Consider the following 18,618-nt stretch of genomic DNA (forward strand, 5'->3'; position numbering starts at 1 on the left):
TATGCATCCTTTTTTAGAAAAAGCGCAACAATTAAAACAGCAGCTAAATTGGTCGTTGATTTTTGGTGTGAGCTTTTTTCTAGTAGTGATTTTTGCATTAGTAAAAATCACCACAGGTGTCTCAGATTGGTTGGTAGAGAACAAAGACGCACAAATAAAGCACTTATCAGTACTTGGGCAACCCCAATATACTGATGAGAAAGCAATTATTGGTGCAATAAAAAAAGCCGACTTATCGAGTTTTTTTGAATTAGACGTAAAACATGTGCAACGCTTAGTACAAGGCTTACCGTGGGTGGCAACGGCATCGGTCAGAAAGCAATGGCCAGATACCTTGCAAGTATATGTTGTTGAGCATCAAGCTGTAGCGCATTGGAACAGTGATTTACTGTTAAACCAAGCTGGCGAAGTGTTCCAAGCAAGTAGTGATAAATTACCTACAAGCTTGCCACAGCTATATGGCCCAGAAGGCAGTGAAATCGAGGCGTGGACTGCTTTTACTCAATTTCAAGAAATGCTCAAAGTGAATAACTTAGAGCTGACCAGTTTAGCGCTTTCTGAGCGCTTTTCGTGGCAGTTATGGCTTGATAACGGCATTCGCCTGAACTTAGGCCGCAAAGAAAAAGCAAAGCGTGTACAGCGTTTTATTGACGTGTATCCGCGCATGGAACAACGTGCAGATGCACAAATCGATGTTGTTGATTTACGGTATGATACCGGTCTTGCAGTGAGCTGGAAGCCAGTGCAAGAAGAACAATTAGAAAATAAGAGTAAGGCATGACCAAGTCAGCAGAAAGAAACCTAGTGATTGGATTAGACGTTGGCACATCGAAAGTTGTGGCCACCGTTGGTGAAATCACCGCAGATAACAAACTAAGCATTGTGGGTGTTGGCAGCCAAGTATCGCATGGTATGGATAAAGGCGGCGTTAACGACCTTAACCTTGTTTCTGAATCGATTCGTCGAGCTATAGATGAAGCTGAGTTGATGGCTGATTGTCGTATTAGCTCTGTTTATTTAGGTATTTCTGGAAAACATATCCAGTGCCAAAATGAAAGCGGTGTAGTGGCAATTAACAACACGGAAGTGACTGACGAAGATATTGAAAATGTCATTCACATTGCTCGTTCAGTGCCTATTTCGGCAGAACGAAAAATGCTACATGCATTGCCACAAGAATACAGCATCGATATGCAAGAAGGGATTAAAAACCCACTTGGCATGAGCGGTGTGCGTATGGAAGCTCGCGCGCACATCATTACTTGCTCAAACGATATGGCAAAGAATATCGAGAAATGTGTAGAGCGTTGTGGGCTTGAAGTGGATCAGTTGATCTTCACTGCACTGGCATCATGTTATTCAGTACTCACAGATGACGAAAAAGAGCTCGGTGTAGCCGTGTTAGATATCGGTGGTGGCACCATGGATATCACCATTTATATTAATGGTGCGCTTCGTCATTCAGCGGTTATTCCAGTGGCAGGTAACCAAGTGACTGGTGATATTGCAAAAATATTTAGAACACCTATATCACATGCTGAGTCACTCAAAGTACAATATGCGTGTGCGAGTAGCCAAATGGCAAGCAACGAAGACACTATTGAAGTACCGAGTGTTGGTGGCCGACCTGCGCGTATTATGTCGCGCCATACCTTAGCTGAGGTTGTTGAGCCACGTTTTAGAGAATTATTCGAGTTGGCGATGGAAGAAATACGCCGCTCAGGTTTTGAAGACCAAATTGCTGCAGGTCTCGTCATTACTGGCGGAACAGCAAAAATGACGGGTGCAATGGAAGTGGCAGAAGACATTTTCCAAATGCCAGTCAGAATTGGCAAACCAATCGGGATTGTTGGTTTGACAGATTATGTAGATGATCCTTCGTACGCGACCGCGGTTGGTTTGTTACAATACGGCCGTACAATGCAATCGATGAATGCACAAAAGTCGAAAGCTGAAGGTGATAATAATTGGTGGAACCGTATTACTAAGTGGTTCCAAGGTGAGTTTTAAGACTCAAGTCGGAGAGTAAACATGTTTGATATGATGGAACAGCACAGCGAAGAAGCTGTCATTAAAGTAATTGGCGTGGGCGGTGGCGGCGGTAACGCTGTTGAGCACATGGTAAAACAACAAATTGAAGGCGTACGTTTCATTGCTGCGAATACGGATGCACAAGCATTACGTAATTCATCAGCAGATGTAACTGTACAGCTAGGTACACAAATCACCTCTGGTCTAGGTGCGGGTGCTAACCCTGAAGTGGGTCGTAACTCTGCTGAAGAAGACGCTGAGACTATCCGTGCCAGCCTTGAAGGCGCTGACATGGTATTCATCGCAGCTGGTATGGGCGGTGGTACTGGTACAGGTGCTGCGCCAGTGGTTGCTAAAATTGCTAAAGAGTTAGGCATTTTAACGGTTGCAGTTGTAACGCGCCCGTTTGACTTTGAAGGTAAAAAGCGTGCTGCAGCTGCTGAACAAGGCATTAATGAATTGTCAGAAACTGTAGACTCACTTATTACAATTCCGAACAATAAATTGCTTAAAGTTTTAGGCAAAGGCACTACACTATTAGATGCCTTCGCAAAAGCGAATGACGTTTTATTTGGTGCGGTACAAGGTATTGCAGAGCTAATCACACGTTCTGGTCTAATCAACGTGGATTTCGCCGACGTACGTACAGTTATGTCAGCGATGGGTACTGCGATGATGGGCACAGCATCTGCGTCTGGTCCTGACCGTGCGCAAGAAGCAGCAGAAGCGGCTATCTCAAGCCCACTACTTGAAGATGTCGATTTAACAGGTGCTAAAGGTATCCTAGTTAATATCACTGCAGGTATGGATATTGCGATTGAAGAATTTGAAATTGTTGGTAACCACGTTAAAGCACTTGCGTCAGAAAACGCAACAGTGGTTGTTGGTGCGGTAATTGACCCTGAAATGAGCGACGAGTTACGTGTAACGGTTGTTGCAACAGGTTTAGGCGGCGATCGTCGTCCACAGTTTGGTATTGTAGATAATGGCTTTAAGAAAGCATCAGGCTCTGATGTACAAAGTTCAATGAACCAAACAACTAGCAGCATGTATGTACCAAGCTTTGCAAGTCAAGGTAGCAGCGATGATGTAAGCATGTCATCAGCGTCTGAAAAGCAAGAGCCAGTACAACAAAGTACATCGAGCAGCTCAGTATCTAGTAGCACTGAGAGCAGCAAAAAATCTGATAAGTCAGAAGGGGGAGATTATTTCGATATCCCTGCTTTTCTTAGAAAGCAAGCTGACTAAATAGACTTTTACTGGTTATTTTGTTCGATAAATAAACAAATTGGCAGCTGGATGTATTTATGATACAATTCGCCGTCTAACTGTAACTATAAGTGAGCGAACCTATGATTAAACAGCGTACGATTGCAGAAGTAGTCAAAGCCATAGGAATTGGACTTCATAAAGGTGAGAAGGTCACTATTACTCTCCGACCTGCGAGCGCAAATACTGGGATAGTATTTCGTCGCGTAGACCTTGATCCGGTTGTTGATTTTGAAACAACACCAGAAGCCGTTGGTGATACGCAACTGTGTACCTGTTTAACAAACAAAGATGGCGTTCGTTTATCAACGACTGAGCACCTTATTGCGGCGGTAGCGGCAATGGGTATTGATAATCTAATTGTTGAATTAGACAGCTCAGAAGTACCAATTATGGATGGTAGTGCATTACCATTCATCTATTTGTTACAAAAAGGCGGCATTAAAGAAGTAAATGCAGCTAAGCGCTTTATTCGTATTAAAGAAAAAGTACGTATTGAAGAAGGCGATAAATGGGCTGAGATCGAACCATACGATGGTTTCCACATCGATTTTGAAATTGCGTTTGATCATCCAGCAATCAATGAAAGCCGCCAACGTATCGGTTTAGATATCACGGCACAAAGCTTCACTGAAGAAATCAGCCGCGCACGTACTTTCGGCTTTATGAAAGACATCGAGTATATGCACGCTAACAACCTAGCATTAGGTGGTAGCATGGATAACGCAGTTGTATTGGACGAGTTTAAAGTACTTAATCCAAACGGCTTACGTTATAGCGATGAGTTTGTTAAACACAAGATCTTAGATTGTGTGGGCGATATGTTTATGACTGGCCACAACATTCTAGGTAAAATCACGGCTTATAAATCAGGCCATGATTTAAACAATAAACTACTTCGTAAAATTATGGCGACTGAGTCAGCATGGGAATGGGCAACATTCGATACCCCAGTGACTATGCCAGCACCAGGCCTAGAAGTAGCGACAGCTTAATCGCAAGCATATTACAGTTATAAAAAATGACGCTTTAAGCGTCATTTTTTTTTTGCCAAACTATTATCAAGATTTATAACCCTAGAATAGCTTCAAGCTCAACCAACTGATTGATCTGATAAGTTGGTTTAATGTCCTCTGGTAACTCAACTCCTGGGTGTTGTAACCAACACGTGTCGATACCCACATTGTGACCACCTAAAATATCACTGGCAGCGGTATCACCTACCATTAAAATCTGCTCTTTTGGCGGATTCCCCATCAATTGAAATGTATGTTGAAAAATCTCTGGGGCAGGCTTTGCTTTACCGACTAATTCTGAAATAACCAGCCAATCGAACATATCCTGTAAACCGGTGTGCTCTAGGCGTTTTTGTTGTAACTTAGCAAACCCATTGGTAATAATGCCTAGCTTGGCGTGAGGTTTTAACTTTGTAAGCAAGTCAACTGCACCAGGTAATGGCACACAAATAGATGCCATAGCATCCAAGAAGCCATCGTTAAGTGCTTTTGCTGGCACATCGAGTTTATTAGCCCATTCTGTAAAGCGAGTTATCTGTAGCTCACTGGCGGTAATTTCATGCTTTTGATAAGCAACCCAAAGCGGCTTATTGGTTGCTTGGTAATGATGATAATCTGATTCAGTAAATTCTACGCCGTAATGTGCAAACATCACTTTTAAACCTTCAAATGCATTAAAACTAAATAGCGTTTCATCTGCATCGAATAATACGTGGCTATACTTCATGGTTATCCTAATTACTGGTTGAATAGGGTAGGGTGTGAAAATGGCGCCATGGCCAATGTCAGCGCTTGTACATAAGTACTTTCGCGCGTGGCAAGATGATTGGTTAATAAGCCAATAGCACCACCTTGTTGTTTGATATTAACGGTATTGAATGCCTCATCCATGACATCACCTAGTTCTTTACCAGCTAGCAAGGCATCGTAAAAAGGTTGCGGTAACGGCAGGTTGCTACTGCGACCAACACTAAATTGCTGCTTGTTTGCAATCACTACAAAGGCAAAGGTTGCAGCGCCATAACTAAACTGTTCTGCGCCGCCTTCCATTGCTGCATAAAAGTCGGCGTCAAAGTGATCTTGGCAATACTTAACACGATTTTCAGCGCCGATACGGGTTTCATCTTCGCCTAGCGGCTGATCAGGCACACCAGAAGGTGCATCTTCACCTTTGCATTCAATGGTATGATTTGGGAAATAAAGACTAAAGACATGTTTAGCCGCGTTAATCTTAACGGGGTTCTTTGAACCAACAATAACACGTAAAGTTTGTTTCAAGCCGACGACTCCATTGTTTTCACCAGAGTCAGCAGTGTACCCGAGTGAGTTAAATCGGCAAGTCAACCGGGGCTAAATTTTCAAGGGCGCGTTTTTTCAAAATAATATCTTTGATCAACGGCGTTAGCACAAGCTCCATTGCTAAGCCCATTTTGCCTCCAGGTACCACAAGGGTATTGATACGAGACATAAAGCTGCCTTCAATCATGCTCAAATAGTACGGAAAATCGACGTCATCTATGCCACGAAAGCGAATAACAACAAAGCTTTCGTCTAAAGAAGGAATATCTTTTGCGCTGAATGGGTTTGAGGTATCAACCGTTGGCACTCGCTGGAAGTTAATATGAGTACGCGAAAACTGCGGAGTAATATGATTTATGTAATCGTCCATCGAGCGCACAATAGAGCCCATTACCGCTTCACGAGAGTGGCCTCGTTCAGAAGTGTCGCGAATGAGCTTTTGGATCCACTCAAGGTTAATAATAGGCACCATACCAATCAATAAATCGACATGCTTAGCAACATCATGATTCTCATCGACAGCACCACCATGTAGACCTTCATAGAATAAGATATCTGTATTTGATTCTAAGTCTTGCCAAGGTGTAAAGGTGCCCGGTAATTGGTTATAAGGGACCGCTTCGTCGAAAGTATGTAAGTAGCGTCTGATTTTACCTTGCCCGGTTTCGCCATATTGGTAAAAAAGCTCCTCAAGGGCGCCAAAATCATTAGCTTCTCGGCCAAAGTAGCTAATGTGCTTACCTTCTTGCTGTGCTTCACGGACTTTTTTATCCATCTCTGGACGTGTATAACGATGAAAGCTATCGCCTTCAATGAAGGCTGCATCAATGCTTAAGCTTCTAAAAATGTGCTTAATTGCATTGGTGGTTGTGGTAGTCCCCGCCCCAGATGAACCGGTAATAGCGATGATTGGGTGTTTAGCTGACATAATTATTCTCGTTATTGTTGATACCAGTCGGCTTGAATTGTTAACCATTCTAGCGTGTTAAATGGTCAGTTACTTAGCTCGATTGGTATTATCGTGCATAAAATCAATCAGTAGAAACTGATAAAAAACGAACACGTCCTAGTTATAAAGGTCGAGCATGGTAAGGTCAAGTGACTGGCGGATTAATTAACGCTATCATGGGCTGATAAAAATTAAAACGAGAGAACAACATGAAATTGATTTCGTCTTTACTTTTCGTCGCAGCAGGGACATTTTTTACCAGTCACGTACATGCAGCGATGCCTAAAAGCGAAATATTACTTGCCGAGTTAGACACCCCATATGGTATGCAGGTGTCGCGAGTAACAGATGATAAAGCTTATAATAATCAACCATTTTTAGTTGATACAGGGCTTTACTATACCCATGAGGTTGTTGACGAAAATGGCCAGTCACAAACCGATATTGCGTTTTATGACTTTGCTACAAAAACTAGCGTGAATATCACCAACACGCCTGTCAGTGAATACTCGCCTACGCTGATGCCAAATCAGCAAGTCTTGTCGGCAATCGTGGTTGAAGCAGATGGCAAGCAAAAGTTATGGCAGTATCCATTAGCAGAAGAATCTGTTGCTAGCCGAGTTTTTGAATGGATTGAGCCGGTTGGCTACCACGCTTGGGGCGCTGATGAAGACCTGATCATGTTTATCTTAGGTGAGCCGCATACATTGCAATACACTCGTGTTGCAGCTGCTAAACCGCGTGTCATTGCCGGTGATATTGGTCGTACTTTAATTTTTGATAAGCACACAAACAGTTATTTATTTAGTTATAACAAAAACAACCAACATTGGGTCGCACGCTTTGCGCCGCAAACTGAGGAAGTTAGTGATTTATTTAGATTACCTGAGTCGGTGCAAGACTTTGCTTTAATTGACAAAGACACTGTAGCCTATGCGGTTAATAACCGAGTTCATAAGCGCAGTTTGACTGAGCCTGAAGTGGTATCACAGTGGCTTGATTTAAGACGCTTTTGTGAAGGTTCAATTTCGCGTTTAAATTACAAACAGAGCAAACTGGCATTTGTATGTAATAAATGAGTAACGGTTTTTGCCTGATTGCTGTACTGTGGCTAAACTATCCACGTTATATGTAAGGAACGCCTTTGTCTTTTTCTGCCGAGCAAGTGAGTGTACAGCTGGTTAAAGCGGGCTGCCGCAGTAATTTCAAGATTAAAAATATTAACGAATTTATGCCAGCTAGCTCTAAAGAGGCATTTTATGTTCATGAGCAAAGTGGCCAAGCAAAAATTGTTATTAGACCTATATTTGAAGTATTCAGTGCTGATTTCGAGTCAATAGAGGGCATTACGCGTATCAAAGACTATTTTCACAGTAGTGAAATGACCCGTTTTCCAACTCGCATTCATAAAAGTGCACAGCCCATTCATTATGGTATTGCATTTAAAGTCACCTCACCTGAAGCTGCAGAGCAATTTATAACTAAGTTAACTGCTATTTTAGCGCAATAAAAAAGGGCCACATTGTGGCCCTTTTCGCATTTGCTTTAATTAGCGCTTAAGGAAGCTATTCACTGAGTTTAACTCACGGTTTTTCAGTGCAATACAATCATTAATGCTTTCTTCAAGCTTACTAAGAGAACGTGCATACCCTGGTACTTCAGTGATTTTATCGTTGAAGAAGGTTTTGGTTTTCTCTAAGCTTTTCGCATCACAGCTTGCAGTGGTGAAAAACGGTAAGTTTGGTACAAAGAACGGCGGTAAGTTCTTAGTGATGGCATCGTAATTGTTGTAAATCCACGCAATAAACAGTGCTTCACGTTCTTTACCATAGCCTAACCCACCTAATAACGTACGCATATCTGAAGCTGTTACGTTATCTGTTAAGCTGTACTCTAGAACCGCTTTTTGTAACTCAGGTTTACCAAAGTAACCCATCGCTGCCAGCATCTTAGTACGAACTTGTGGATCCTTTGTGGTTTTAAAGGTTTGCTTGTACTTTTCAAGTAACTTCGCATCGCCATGGTAAGCCGCAAGGTTTAAGTAAGTTGAGGCTAAATATGGGTCAACATTTTCAGGGTTGTTTAAGTACAGTGCTGCTTGTGCTTTTGCGGTATCAATGACTTTTTGATCTTGGCCATCAAAACCTAAACGGGCAATAACTTGCGCACGTAATTGCGATACCGCGGCATCTTCACCTGCTTTTGCTGTTAAACCATATTGTTTAGCAGCTGGTGCAATGCTGTTACGGATAAATTTAGGCCATAAGTCACGGTTGCTGTCGTCTTCGAATACGCGTTTTTGAGCAGCAAGGTAACCCAATGCTGTGTTTGCTACTAATGGGTGAGCATCACTTACAAAGGCTTCTAAAGTTTGCATTAAGTGAGCCGCAGAGATAACACCTGCATCAAGTAATGAATCAACCGCAGAAAGTAGCGCTAAGCGCTCACGTACCGTTAGCTTGTCAGCAGCGTTCTCTAGTAGGGCATTAAACTGAGCATCATCTAATACCCAGCGGTAATAACCCATGGCACCTTGATCTGGGTAGATCCACTCAGGTTCAAAGTCGAGAGTTAGTTGCTGTGTTTCTTTATTCAGCAGTACACTCGCGGTTTTAACTTTGTCGCCCGCACCATACTTAATTGCAACCGGAACATTCCAAAGTTGTGCTGGTGCATCAACGCCAGCATTTACAAAGCGGCTTTGGCTGATATTAATTTTCTTACCATCTTGCGTTACTTTAATAAGTGGGAAAGATGACTGTTCGATAAACGATTTAAGAACACTTGCCACATCTTTATTAGACGCTTCGCCTAGTGCTTGCCATAGATCAGCAGCTTCTGCATTTTTATAAGAGAATTTTTTCAAGTAAGCACGAATACCTTGCTGGAATGCCTCTTCGCCAATCCAGTTTTCAACCATAGATAAAACCGCACTCCCTTTACTGTAGGCAAGGCCAAGGCCATCCATGATGTCAGCTTCAGTTTTGATTGGCTTACGAATAGGTTTAGTACTTAAACGCGCATCCAGTGCCATTACATGGTTTTGTGGTAAGTCTAAGTGAGACTCAAATTCTGGGTTGATTTGTGCAGTGATTTTCGCTGCCATCCAGCTTGCGAATGCTTCGTTTAACCATAAATCATTCCACCACTTCATAGTAACTAGGTTACCGTACCACTGGTGAGCTAACTCATGGGCAATGATTGATACATTACGCTCTTTTTTGCTGCGCGTTGCTGTTGCTAGGTCTACTAGTAAAATGTCTTCACGATAAGTCACTAGGCCTGCGTTTTCCATTGCGCCAAATGGAAACTCTGGCACTGCCACTGAGTCTAGCTTTTTGTAAACGTAAGGAATGCCAAAATAATCTTCTAGTGCTTTTAACACGCGCGGCATATTTTCTTTTGCGTAATCAGCAAGGTGAATTTTACCTTGCGGAGTCAATACGCGGCCAGGGATTGGCATGCCTTTAATTTCAAGCTCTTCAAACGGGCCCACAGCCATAGCGACTAAGTAAGAAGGAATCGGTGGTGTTTTGTCGAAAAAGTGCGTTGTCATATCGCCATCAACTTTGGTTTTTAAAACCGGTGTATTGGCATACACTTTTTGTGATGTTGGCGCTGTGATAGTTAGCTGAAATGGAATTTTATAACTTGGCTCGTCAAAAACCGGGAATGCACGACGCGCATCGCTCATTTCAAATTGCGTGAAAAGATAAGGTGTGCCTTGATCTAAAGTTTTATATAAACCAACACTTTGGCGGTTATAAGGTGCGGTAAAATCAACTTTTAAAGTGTATTTACCTGGCTGAATTTTTTCTTCACAAGCGAATTTAACTTTGCCTGTTTTTAGCATTTCAGCACTTAGGTCACAGTTTTCTGCACCTAAAATTTTCGCCATGCTAACTGCATAATCAATACCGTTTAATTCGATATAATTCGTTGCTTTTAGAACCTCTAAAGCAATTTCGGTATGACCAGAAAAATTGTCTTTGGCAGGATCAAGCGTAAGTTCTACTTGTTGTGAGCTAGGCTTGGCAAGCTTTTCGATAACATATTCATTGGCATGGGCAGAGCTAACAGCAAGTGCAACACTCACCGTTAATAGGCTTTTTAAGAACATAAGTATCCCTGATTTTTTGTTGTTAGAAAGGCACCTGCTATGAGGGGCGAATCACCATGCTATCAGGTTTTAATTTGAACAGTAATAAATAGTTAGTAACAAAGTTTGTCAGTTAATTATGGCGGTCAATGAAACGCTGCCAATGCAGTTGCGGGTTTATTTGTCGTATGTTTTGCAGCACGGTATTTAATAACTGCATATCAGCAAAGCGTTGCTCGTTGAAATCTTTAAAACCAAGCAAGTAGTTAAAGGCGTCTTTGCAGTTGGCTTGCAGTGCATGAATTCGCACTTGTTGTTCAAAGTTGAGCCGTAAGCTGCTTATCGCGGTTTTCATACCTTGCTGATCAACAGTAGGAATAGCGCACTTTTGTAAATAACCAGCGCGTTCACCTTCACCCGAAAACCAAATACGTACTTTTTCGCTGTAGCGACCAGATTTAGCGGGTAAATCAAACATCAGTCGTTGCTGATTTTGCTCATTTAAATAGCCTAAGTATTGGTCAAGTCCTGCATCGAGTAATGCATTGTGGATAGGCACATAGCGGGGTTTTATCTTGCCATGTGTATGAAAATCAAAGCAGCGAATTCCATCAAGGGTGACAATATTATCAAGGGTTAAATGGCCAATTTCATCGCTGTAGGCACCGGTGTAATAGGCAAACAAAGGCAGCCAAAAGTGCCAATGCTTAGCTTGTTCACGTGCTAAACGCTGATCACCGTAAATGTAACCATTATACAGGGTATGTAATTCCATGGCCGAAAAGGGCCTACGACCAAGATGGGACTTCAACCTAATACCTTGATAATAAAGATGTGTCGAAGAGTATAACTGATATACCCAAACCACCTCAAGATGCGAGCTTCAGTTGGAATTAAAAGCGATTTAGGCAAGGCATTGATTGCAAGTAATAGTGGTTCTATTGTTAAAATCAATATAAGTATCAAGTTTCCAGCTTAACGACACTGCCATAAATACGGCTGTGTCGTTATAAGCTTAAGGATTGCTATTAATCGCAAAGAGCTTTAGCTAAACCAACCGGTTCGATTTCAACGCATACTTGATCATCGTTCCAGTTTAAACCAACAAGCGCATCATCTTCGTTAAGGTCTTCAACCCACTCATCAAGAAATTCGTCTAGGCCAATTTCAACGGGCGTATAGTCTTGCCACTCGTCTTTGCATTGTGCTTTTGCAGCGTCTTCAGTGCCCCAAAGTAATAGCACATCTGTGTCGCTAAATTGGTTTGATTCACAGACAACAAAACCACCATCTTCGGCACCCAGTGCCCACATAGATTCGTTCAAACGAACTTTTTCTACAAAGCTAACTAATTCTGATTCAATTTCGATATCGCTCATTTGCGTAACCCTTATCTTTATATTCGTGGATCTGTTTGTTGTACCGCCGCTTTATCGGCGAATTTATGATAAAAACCAACTAAGTTTTCTAGTTGGCTAAAATCAGTTAATTCGCGGAAGCGGATCCAATCTAGCAAGCAGTATAAACTGATGTTGAGGTATTCACAGCTTTTAAATACTGGCTCCGATAAATGAGTATTTAAATAGGCTAATGTTTCAACAATTCGTTCATTCTGTAAATTAAAAAATAGTTTGTCGCTGTTGGTATTAAACCCTGAACGCTGACAAAGTAAAATTTCTACCAGTGAATCATTGCAGGCATTGATAATGGTTAAGTAGTTCTCTTGCTGCCAGCTAAGTAACGGCTGATCAGCTTTCTCGAGCAAGTAGCGGATAATTGAGTTGGAATCACATAAGGTAAAATCATGGTCGATTAATACAGGAATTTTTCTGGCAGGGTTATGAGCAATCATGGTTTGTCTGTCTTGCTCAGAGAAAATATCCAAATTAACAAAATCAATAGGTAGGTTATTAAGTGCCGCCCAAATCCGAATACGGCGCACAAAAGGTGAGGTAGTAGAGCCTAGTAATTGCATGATGGTGTCCTTTGCAAAAAAAAGCCGCTGTGAAGCGGCTTTTTGAAGTCAATTTGTCAATTAGTCAGTACGGCTTGTTACTTCTAGAAGATGATAACCAAACTGAGTTTGTACCGGGCCTTGTACTTGGTTAATTGGTGCAGAGAATACGACTTTGTCGAACTCTGGAACCATCATGCCAGGGCCAAACTCACCTAATGCACCACCGTCTTGACCTGATGGGCAATTAGAATGAGCACGAGCAAGCTCTGCAAAGTCAGCTCCTTGCTCAATTTGCTGTTTTAAATCTAAACAGTGAGCTTCACTGTCTACGAGAATGTGTCTTGCACTGGCTACTGCCATAACATCTCCTAATGTGTGTTTTAGTATTAAATTACTAGTTTAGTTCAATATTTACCGAACGAAAAATTAAATTTATTTTGCAGTCAGCTCAGCTTCAATTGCATCGCGTAAAGTTTGCGATTGTGGCTTAGTTTTACTATTAAAGCGCTGTACTGTCTTACGGTCAGCAGACACTAAATATTTGTAAAAGTTCCAGTTAGGTGAGCTGGTTGCTTCGTTTAGGTGCTTGAATATCGGGTTTGCATCGCTACCGCGAACGGCACTGGTAGCAAGCATATTAAAGGTTACGCCATAATTGATGAAACATACTTTTGCAGTGTCTTTTTCATCGTCTTCTTCTTGGAAAAAGTCATCTGATGGGAACCCTAATACGACCAAGCCTTGGTCTTTATATTCTTTATGAATAGCCTCTAAGCCTTCAAACTGGCCGGTAAAACCACAATTACTAGCGGTATTGACTATTAGGAGTGGTTTGTCTTTGAATTCGCAGAAGTTAATTGACTCTTTTGAGCGTAACTTTCTCATTGTAACATTGGTAAAGTCATCACATTGGCTGCTTGCTTTAGCCGTTGGCGTAGCCTCAGTAGTTTGTGCTGCAAGGTTGGTTGTTATTAGACCTGCTGCAAGTAACAAAGCATATTTATACATAGTTATTTCCCGCTAGTTATTTGTGATGAATATACGCTAATATGCAGCAAAGTGATCATTTAATTTCAGCTATTTATGACGATTCGCAAAGCAATACAAAACGATTTAACTGACATAGTCGCTATTTATAACGAGACTATCCCAGGGCGTATGGTAACCGCAGATACTGAAGAGGTGTCGGTTGCAGACAAACAAGCTTGGTTTGATAGCCATACAGAGAAAAGACCTATCTTTGTTTTTGAGCAACAAGGTAAAGTGCTTGCTTGGCTGAGTTATAAATCGTTTTATGGTCGACCAGCCTACGATGGTACCGTTGAAATTAGTATTTACATCACTCAGCAAGCTCAAGGGAAAGGGTTAGGTAAACAATTGCTTACATTTTCAGAACAGCATGCAAAAATACTTGATATCAAGGTGTTATTAGCTTTTATCTTTAGCCATAACCTACCAAGTATAAAACTGTTTAATCGCTTTGATTACAAGGTCTGGGGAGAGCTTCCTGAGATTGCGATCATGGATGATAAAGCCTATAGCCTTACTATTTTAGGTAAGCGGTTAGACAGTTAATTAGCTAAAAAGCTAATAAAAAATGCGGTACAAATTGTGACCCATTACGATTTTAGGCTACGCTAAAATAGGTATTTATTATTAAGCGAGTCTAGTCTACTGTGCGAAGAATTTTAATTGTTGACAGCAATAGTGTTTTAGCAATGCGGGTTAAGGTGTTGTTAGAGCTAATTGGCTGTCGAGTTGAGCTATTACATTTTGCATTGGTTGATGATGCGGTTTTAGATCAAGATTTTGATCTTGTTGCAGCTTCTCATGGTGTGCCAACCACTGTTATTAAAACGCTAATGGGAGTGTTCTCACAAGAGCACTTCATGCTTTTAGCGCCCAAAGCGCAGCGTAGTGATTTGCTAGAACATTTTAGTGAAGTAAACCGTCTATTGCCTAATGCTGTGGTTATTTACCCCTTCTTTGCAAATAAAGAGATCAGCTCACTATTAGAAGGGGTACTTGAGCTCGACAGCGATAATATTCTTCAACTTCCTACTGTGTTACTTGTAGATCACTGCGAAGAGCGCTTAGCTCAAATTGCCCTAAACCTCAAAGGGGCGCATATTAAAACCTTCAGTGCAGGTAACACTTCATTAGCCCTTAATATTATTAAAGACCACGACATTGATTTACTCATTAGTGACTTTACTTTTACTGATGGCACAGGGCTTGAGCTTTTTAATAAGCTCAAAACACGCCAGCCTAATAGTCGCTGTTTGCTTTATACCTCTAAACCAGACCAAGTCTCGATGGTGGCAGCTATTCGCCAAGGGGTGGAAGATGTTCTTATCAAGCCGGTTGATGATAATACTTTATTGCAGTCCGTACACAAGCTTTGGCAAACAGAGCTATTAAGGCGTCATAACACTGAATTAGTAGAACGTTTGCAAAATACAGTTGATGCGCTCATAGAAAAAGACAGCTTACTGCGGGTTATTTTTAAGCATACACCCGATGCCATTATTCTATTTGAGCGTGGTGGTAAGGTTATAGAAACTAACGACGCCTGTGAGCAGCTTTTTGAAAAACCGCTGAAAGAGTTTGAGAATTGCTCGGTATTTGAGTTTTTTGATGTGGCTTCAACTGAGCGCATCAAAGATAAGATTGCGACTTTAAGTAAAAACCGACAATTTAGTTGTGACTTACGACTACTCAAGAAAAATGGCAGTGAGGTGCCTTTAGTTGGCTCGTTTAACGAAATCGACCACCACGGAGAAATTGCGCTAGCGGTGATCTTTAAGAACGTTACGCATCTTAAAGAGAAAGAAGATTTACTCGTTGAAGCTAAAGATTTGCTTGAAGAAGAGGTCAAAGCCCGTACTGCTCAGTTAGAGCATGCTAAAAATGTGGCAGAAGCGGCAAATCATAGTAAATCTGAGTTTTTAGCGAACATGTCTCATGAACTTAGAACACCTATGCATTCTATTTTAAGCTTTGCTCGCTTTGGGCTTGATAAGGTTGCTAATGACGATTTAAGTAAAGACAAGTTAAACAAGTATCTATCTAGAATTGAACAAAGTGGTGAGCGATTATTATCGCTGCTGAATAACTTACTCGATCTATCAAAACTCGATGTCGGGAAATTCCCGTTCAATCCGCAAAAGCATAACTTAAGCAATGTTATAAAAACCAGCATTGATGATGTGTCGGGCACAGCCCTTGAAAAAAGTATTGCTATTCGGCCTATAGGTTTTGAACAAGGCATTGTGCTTGAGTGCGACGAAGAACAAATTAATCAAATTATGCGTAACTTGATCGGTAATGCACTGAAGTTTAGTGAGCCGAATAGCGAAATTGATATTAGTTTAGCGGTGAATGAGCAGATGGCCGAGATCGCTGTTATTGACCGTGGAATAGGGATCCCTGAACAAGAGCTTGAAAAGATTTTTGCTAAGTTTGAGCAAAGCAGTAAAACCAACAGTGGTGCGGGAGGCACTGGGCTTGGATTAGCTATTTGCCGGGAATTTGTAGCCTTACATCAAGGCACTATTTCGGCAAGTAACAATGAGTACGGGGGCGCCACTATTTTGGTACGGCTGCCCTTAGAAATAGACTTGCCGCAACACTTGGCAAATGAACAACAGTCTATATCGATGAATTAATAAAACGGAAGAGATAATCATGGCCTTGAAACGTATTTTAGCGGTTGATGATGAACCATTTAATTTAGAAATTATTGAAGAGATCCTTGAGGATCTCGATTTTGAGCTGAAAATGGTTAATAGCGGCCCAGAATGCTTAGAAGTCGTTGAAGAGTTCGACCCTCAAGTGATTTTACTCGATGTGAGCATGCCACAAATGAGTGGTTACGATGTCTGTCGTAAGCTGAAAGAAAACCCCAACACGCAAAAAATTATTGTGATGTTTGTCTCAGCCAGAGGCACCGTTGAGGAGCGCATGGAAGGTTATTCTGTTGGTGCAGAAGACTACATTGTTAAACCATTTAGCCATAATGAGCTCAAGCTTAAGTTACAACATTTAAATCAAGTGCTAATTGAAAAGGAATCGCTAGAACAACAAGTTGAAGATGCTACGTCAACGGCATTTAATGCCATGGCAAACAGCAGTGAAATGGGACAAATTGTTAATTATATTGAGCATATAGGATCAATAGATAACGAACATGAACTCGGCAAAGCCTTTTTAAACTGTTTAGGTGCATTTGATTTACAAAGTAATGTGGAGTTTAGGTTAGATAACGAAGTATTACATTTCTCTGTGTCGGGTGTGTGCTCGCCGATAGTGATCGAGCTGTTTGAAATGCTGAAAAGCAAAGGTCGTTTACATGAGTTCTCAAATCGGATTTTAGTAAACTATGAAATGATTAGTTTGCTTATCTTAAATATGCCTGGGCAAGACCCCGATAAGCATGGTCGAATTCGAGACCATATCTGTTTTTTAGTCAGTGTTACAGAGCAACAGCTAAAAGCGATTCTCACGAAGAAAGAGCTTCTTCAACAGCAACAACAGTTAAATGATGCTGTAGGTAAGGTGCACAGCAAATTTACAGGTTTGATTGAGCTTTTAAATGAAAACCGTATCAATAACGAAGCTGTATTTAAGCGGCTTCAAGAAGACTTAGAAAGTCGCATACCGACCATGGGCTTAGATGAAGACCAAGAGGTGTTTATCTATCAAAAGGTCGACGAAACCATTCAGAACTCAGTGGCTCGAGAGGAGTCTGTAAAAGGGGTTAAAGCGGCCTTTAAAGAAATTGAGAATGACTTATCGCTATTATTAACGCGATAGGGCAAAGCTTGAACTAGTCATCAAGCATCTCTGGGTAGGCCTTTTTCAACAATGCGAATTAAGCGCGCAGTTTTACGAAGCTTTAACTGGCGTTTATTTTTTTGCTGATCAAGCGCCCACTCGATATGCTCAGCGACCAAAGCTGTAGCTGTTGTTAACCTTTGCTCTAAAGCTTCGATTATTTGCTCGTTGTAATCAGCGTTACCTAATCCGACAGCGAGGTTTCTTAACCAGCGCTCGTGACCAATGCGGCGTATAGGGCTGCCTTCGGTATTTTTAAGAAAGGTTGCTTCATCCCAAGCAAATAAAGTCAGTAGGTCTTGATCTTTAAGTTGCTTTCTTGGGTGGAAGTCGGCTTCATCGGTGAGCTGACCATAGCGATTCCATGGACACACTAACTGACAGTCATCACAGCCATAAATGCGATTTCCTAACAGTGGGCGATACTCTTCTGGAATCGCGCCTTGCAGTTCAATCGTAAGGTAAGAGATACATTTACGGGCATCGACTACATAAGGCTCAACAATCGCACCGGTTGGGCACAGCGTCATACAGGCAACGCATTTACCACAGCCTTCAAAGTTATTTTCTTCATCAATAGGTAGCGGTATATCCACAAACAGCTCACCTAAGAAAAACCAAGAGCCCGCTTCTTTATTGATTAATAAACTATGTTTTCCACGCCAGCCCAAGCCTGCTTTTTCGGCTAGTTGTCTTTCAAGCACGGGGGCTGAGTCAACAAAAGGGCGAAAACCGAGCTGGCCAACTTGCTGCTCTATTTTTTGGCCTAACTTTTTCAGACGGTTGCGAATTAACTTATGGTAGTCACGACCTAATGCATAGCGACTAATGTACGCTTTATCAGTCTGTTTGAGGTTTTTAGCAAAACTTGCATCAGGCGGCAGGTAGTTCATTTTTACTGAGATGACTCGCTGCGTGCCAGGTACCAGCTCTGCTGGGCGCGCTCGCTTCATACCATGGGCTGCCATGTATTCCATCTCACCGTGATAGCCTAAATCTAACCAGCGCTGTAGCTGAGCTTCATGCTTCGTTAGGTCAATATCAGTGATCCCGACTTCTGCAAAGCCAAGGTCTTTACCCCATTGCTTTATTTGCAGTGCGAGTTGTTCATAATCAATAGCGGGTGTTGTCACGGTCAATAAAAAAGTAGCCAAGAAGCGGC

General features: G+C 41.7%; 19 protein-coding genes. 9 read left to right on the forward strand and 10 right to left on the reverse strand.

The genetic code is table 11. From position 1 onward, the window contains the following. The first annotated feature begins 1 nt into the window (after position 1). The 4 genes from MTF66_RS20255 to lpxC all read left to right on the forward strand — a co-directional run bounded on the left by MTF66_RS20255 (position 2) and on the right by lpxC (position 4,295). Positions 2–781, forward strand: a complete 780-nt coding sequence (locus MTF66_RS20255; protein ID WP_248528277.1) for a cell division protein FtsQ/DivIB — start codon at positions 2–4, stop codon at positions 779–781. Further along, on the forward strand, positions 778–2,010 hold the full coding sequence (gene ftsA, locus MTF66_RS20260; protein WP_054552726.1) for a cell division protein FtsA: 1,233 nt from the start codon (positions 778–780) through the stop codon (positions 2,008–2,010). The genes MTF66_RS20255 and ftsA overlap by 4 nt, the downstream gene beginning before the upstream one ends. A 21-nt stretch (positions 2,011–2,031) precedes the next feature. After that, entirely contained in the window at positions 2,032–3,279 is a 1,248-nt protein-coding gene (gene ftsZ, locus MTF66_RS20265) for a cell division protein FtsZ (protein ID WP_130050555.1), read from the forward strand. A 104-nt stretch (positions 3,280–3,383) separates the two neighbouring features. Continuing rightward, complete coding sequence (lpxC, locus tag MTF66_RS20270; protein WP_036971181.1) at positions 3,384–4,295, forward strand: UDP-3-O-acyl-N-acetylglucosamine deacetylase; 912 nt, start codon at positions 3,384–3,386, stop codon at positions 4,293–4,295. 73 nt (positions 4,296–4,368) lie between these two features. Here lpxC and yjjG read toward each other — a convergent pair whose 3' ends face one another. From yjjG to MTF66_RS20285, 3 genes are read right to left on the reverse strand one after another with little or no spacing between them, the layout of a single operon-like run. Next, on the reverse strand, positions 4,369–5,043 hold the full coding sequence (gene yjjG, locus MTF66_RS20275; protein ID WP_248528279.1) for a pyrimidine 5'-nucleotidase: 675 nt from the start codon (positions 5,041–5,043) through the stop codon (positions 4,369–4,371). 11 nt (positions 5,044–5,054) lie between these two features. Further along, positions 5,055–5,594, reverse strand: a complete 540-nt coding sequence (yjjX, locus tag MTF66_RS20280) for an inosine/xanthosine triphosphatase (protein ID WP_054561043.1) — start codon at positions 5,592–5,594, stop codon at positions 5,055–5,057. 49 nt (positions 5,595–5,643) lie between these two features. Continuing rightward, entirely contained in the window at positions 5,644–6,543 is a 900-nt protein-coding gene (locus MTF66_RS20285; RefSeq protein ID WP_054561042.1) for a phosphoribulokinase, read from the reverse strand. A 230-nt stretch (positions 6,544–6,773) separates the two neighbouring features. Here MTF66_RS20285 and MTF66_RS20290 point away from each other — a divergent pair, with 230 nt between their 5' ends. Both MTF66_RS20290 and MTF66_RS20295 read left to right on the forward strand, forming a co-directional pair. Then, positions 6,774–7,643 (forward strand): hypothetical protein, encoded by an 870-nt coding sequence (locus tag MTF66_RS20290; RefSeq protein WP_248528281.1) that lies wholly within the window; start codon positions 6,774–6,776, stop codon positions 7,641–7,643. 65 nt (positions 7,644–7,708) lie between these two features. Further along, on the forward strand, positions 7,709–8,074 hold the full coding sequence (locus tag MTF66_RS20295; protein ID WP_175078692.1) for a hypothetical protein: 366 nt from the start codon (positions 7,709–7,711) through the stop codon (positions 8,072–8,074). 39 nt (positions 8,075–8,113) lie between these two features. On the opposite strand, the gene MTF66_RS20300 is transcribed toward MTF66_RS20295, so the two are convergent. The 6 genes from MTF66_RS20300 to MTF66_RS20325 form a co-directional block, all read right to left on the reverse strand. Next, the gene (locus MTF66_RS20300) at positions 8,114–10,684 is read right to left on the reverse strand and encodes a M1 family metallopeptidase (protein WP_248528282.1); all 2,571 of its coding nucleotides are present in this window, start codon (positions 10,682–10,684) and stop codon (positions 8,114–8,116) included. 112 nt (positions 10,685–10,796) lie between these two features. Further along, positions 10,797–11,474, reverse strand: coding sequence for a hypothetical protein (locus tag MTF66_RS20305; RefSeq protein ID WP_062566485.1), 678 nt, complete (start codon positions 11,472–11,474; stop codon positions 10,797–10,799). A 217-nt stretch (positions 11,475–11,691) separates the two neighbouring features. Next, positions 11,692–12,042 (reverse strand): DUF2750 domain-containing protein, encoded by a 351-nt coding sequence (locus tag MTF66_RS20310; protein ID WP_054552718.1) that lies wholly within the window; start codon positions 12,040–12,042, stop codon positions 11,692–11,694. 17 nt (positions 12,043–12,059) lie between these two features. Next, entirely contained in the window at positions 12,060–12,638 is a 579-nt protein-coding gene (locus MTF66_RS20315; RefSeq protein WP_248528285.1) for a glutathione S-transferase family protein, read from the reverse strand. 60 nt (positions 12,639–12,698) lie between these two features. Further along, the gene (locus MTF66_RS20320; RefSeq protein ID WP_054552716.1) at positions 12,699–12,980 is read right to left on the reverse strand and encodes a peptidylprolyl isomerase; all 282 of its coding nucleotides are present in this window, start codon (positions 12,978–12,980) and stop codon (positions 12,699–12,701) included. Positions 12,981–13,052: 72 nt separating this feature from the next. Further along, complete coding sequence (locus MTF66_RS20325; RefSeq protein WP_054561036.1) at positions 13,053–13,628, reverse strand: glutathione peroxidase; 576 nt, start codon at positions 13,626–13,628, stop codon at positions 13,053–13,055. Positions 13,629–13,703: 75 nt separating this feature from the next. Here MTF66_RS20325 and MTF66_RS20330 point away from each other — a divergent pair, with 75 nt between their 5' ends. The 3 genes from MTF66_RS20330 (at position 13,704) to MTF66_RS20340 (ending at position 17,435) form a co-directional block, all read left to right on the forward strand. Next, positions 13,704–14,195: a GNAT family N-acetyltransferase gene (locus MTF66_RS20330; protein WP_248528288.1), complete on the forward strand. Its 492-nt coding sequence runs from the start codon at positions 13,704–13,706 to the stop codon at positions 14,193–14,195. 143 nt (positions 14,196–14,338) lie between these two features. Further along, entirely contained in the window at positions 14,339–16,288 is a 1,950-nt protein-coding gene (locus tag MTF66_RS20335; protein ID WP_058585986.1) for an ATP-binding protein, read from the forward strand. A 19-nt stretch (positions 16,289–16,307) separates the two neighbouring features. Beyond that, positions 16,308–17,435 (forward strand): PleD family two-component system response regulator, encoded by a 1,128-nt coding sequence (locus MTF66_RS20340; RefSeq protein WP_058585888.1) that lies wholly within the window; start codon positions 16,308–16,310, stop codon positions 17,433–17,435. A 20-nt stretch (positions 17,436–17,455) separates the two neighbouring features. On the opposite strand, the gene queG is transcribed toward MTF66_RS20340, so the two are convergent. After that, positions 17,456–18,589 (reverse strand): tRNA epoxyqueuosine(34) reductase QueG, encoded by a 1,134-nt coding sequence (queG, locus tag MTF66_RS20345; protein WP_248528501.1) that lies wholly within the window; start codon positions 18,587–18,589, stop codon positions 17,456–17,458. Positions 18,590–18,618: the final 29 nt, after the last annotated feature.

The organism is Pseudoalteromonas sp. 2CM39R (assembly GCF_023161845.1).